Origin of the sequence: Bradyrhizobium sp., assembly GCF_049798375.1 — a bacterium.
GTDB lineage: Bacteria > Pseudomonadota > Alphaproteobacteria > Rhizobiales > Xanthobacteraceae > Bradyrhizobium.
In genome coordinates this window covers 1-1,847 of record NZ_JBARGP010000235.1, presented here as the reverse complement: position 1 = coordinate 1,847, position 1,847 = coordinate 1, and the positions used below count along the sequence as shown (strand labels likewise).

Below are 1,847 nucleotides of genomic sequence, written 5' to 3'. Positions count from 1 at the left end.
CCTTCGTGGTCAACGCGCTGGCGCCGGCCGAGGTCGCCAAGGTCGTGATCGACGAGGACCGCGAGCGTATCGAGGTTGTGGTACCAGACACCAACAACCAACTGTCGCTGGCGATCGGCCGCCGCGGCCAGAACGTCCGGCTCGCCTCGCAGCTCACCGGCTGGGACATCGACATCCTGACCGAGCAGGAGGAATCGGAGCGCCGTCAGGCCGACTTCGAGAACTCCACCCGCGTCTTCATGGAATCGCTGAACGTCGACGAGGTGGTCGGTCAGCTTCTCGCCTCCGAAGGCTTCACCTCGGTCGAGGAACTGGCATTGGTCGACCTGAAGGATCTCGCCGGCATCGAGGGGTTTGACGAGGAGACCGCGACCGAGCTGCAGACCCGCGCCCGCGAATTCCTGGATCAGCAGGAGGCCGAGCTCGAGGCCAGACGCAAGGAACTCGGCGTCGAGGACGCGGTGAGAACCGTTCCGGGCGTCACCTCCAAGATGCTGGTCAAGTTCGGCGAGAACGACGTCAAGACGGTCGAGGATCTGGCCGGCTGCGCCACCGACGATCTGGTCGGCTGGACCGAGCGCAAGGAAGGCAGCGAGCCGACCAAGCATGCCGGCATTCTCGACGGACTGGACGTGGCGCGCGACGATGCTGAGGCGATGGTCATGCAGGCCCGCGTCAAGGCCGGCTGGATCAGCGAGGCCGATCTCGCCAAGGAGGAGCCGGCCGAGGAGGCCGAGGCCTCCGAAGGACAGCCCGCCTGACCGATGCGCCGAACGAGGACGATGACCGCCATGATCTTGCGCAGCTGAGATGAGGAGCAGCTCCACCGCATGCTTGCTATGGCCGACCCAGAGCTCGATAACGGACCGCGGACCGAAAAGTCCGCGACTATGCGCATGTGCGCGGTCAGCCGCGAGGTGCGGCCGATCGCGGAGCTGATCCGCTTCGTCGTCGCGCCCTCGGGCGAGGTTGTTCCCGACATCAAGCGCAAGCTTCCCGGCCGGGGTCTCTGGATCACAGCCTCCCGCCAGACGGTTGCGGAAGCGGTCCGACGTCACCATTTCAGCCGGGGCTTCAAGACCAGTGTTCGCGCGGCACCCACGCTTGCCGACGACACCGAGGCACTGCTGGTGCGCAGCACCGTGGAGGCGCTCGGGATCGCGGCCAAGGCGGGGCAGGTCGTCTCCGGCTTCAGCAAGGTCGAATCCGCTCTATCGCAGCAGGGCAGATCAGCGCTATCGGCGTTGATCCACGCCTCAGACGGCGCGGCCGACGGGATCCGCAAGCTCGACGCGCTCGCGCGCCAGATCGAAGCCGGCAAGCGGCAGTCCGACGGACAACCGCCGGCCCTTCCGATCGTCACCTGTTTGAGTTCGGAAGAATTGGATTTGGCACTAGGGCGGGCAAATGTGATACATGCTGCCGTGCTCGCGGGCCCGGCGAGCAGGACATTCCTGTCGCGCAGCCAGACCTTGGTCCGATACCGGCTGGCTGACGCTGACAAGACTGTCGGAACCGCGGCCAAGAATTCGAACGACCATTCGAAACAGCATCCGACTTGAGCTTCGACGACAAGCGACGATTTGCACGAAAAAAGACGGTGCGCCCGCCGCACCAGGTAACCAGATTGGGACGACTGAATGGCTGACAACAACACTCCGGGCGATAAGAAACTTAGTGTTCCGACCAAGACCTTGACGCTCAAGCCACGCGTCGAGACTGGCACGGTGCGCCAGAGCTTCCCGCACGGCCGGAGCAAGCAAGTGGTGGTCGAGAAGCGCGGTACCAAGCGCCGGGTTAGCGATGGCGCTCCGGAGGCGCCGCATGCGCCCGAGCCGGTCGTCGCC

Annotated in this window: 3 protein-coding genes; all 3 read left to right on the top strand. The window is 65.2% G+C overall.

Annotation, left to right across the window (positions count from 1 at the left end):
• Positions 1–761, top strand: a 761-nt coding sequence (locus WA702_RS09905) for a helix-hairpin-helix domain-containing protein (protein ID WP_425110344.1), incomplete at its 5' end; no start/stop codon positions are given.
• Positions 762–830: 69 nt separating this feature from the next.
• Positions 831–1,562, top strand: a complete 732-nt coding sequence (locus WA702_RS09900) for an RNA-binding protein (RefSeq protein WP_425110343.1) — start codon at positions 831–833, stop codon at positions 1,560–1,562.
• Between the two features lie 78 nt (positions 1,563–1,640).
• Positions 1,641–1,847 (top strand): translation initiation factor IF-2 associated domain-containing protein (locus WA702_RS09895; protein ID WP_425110342.1); only part of this gene is annotated, 207 nt, incomplete at its 3' end.

Coding starts and splice junctions, on each gene's coding strand:
- WA702_RS09900 (WP_425110343.1), top strand. CDS start 831: ATGCTTGCTATGGCCGACCCAGAGCTCGATAACGGACCGCGGACCGAA.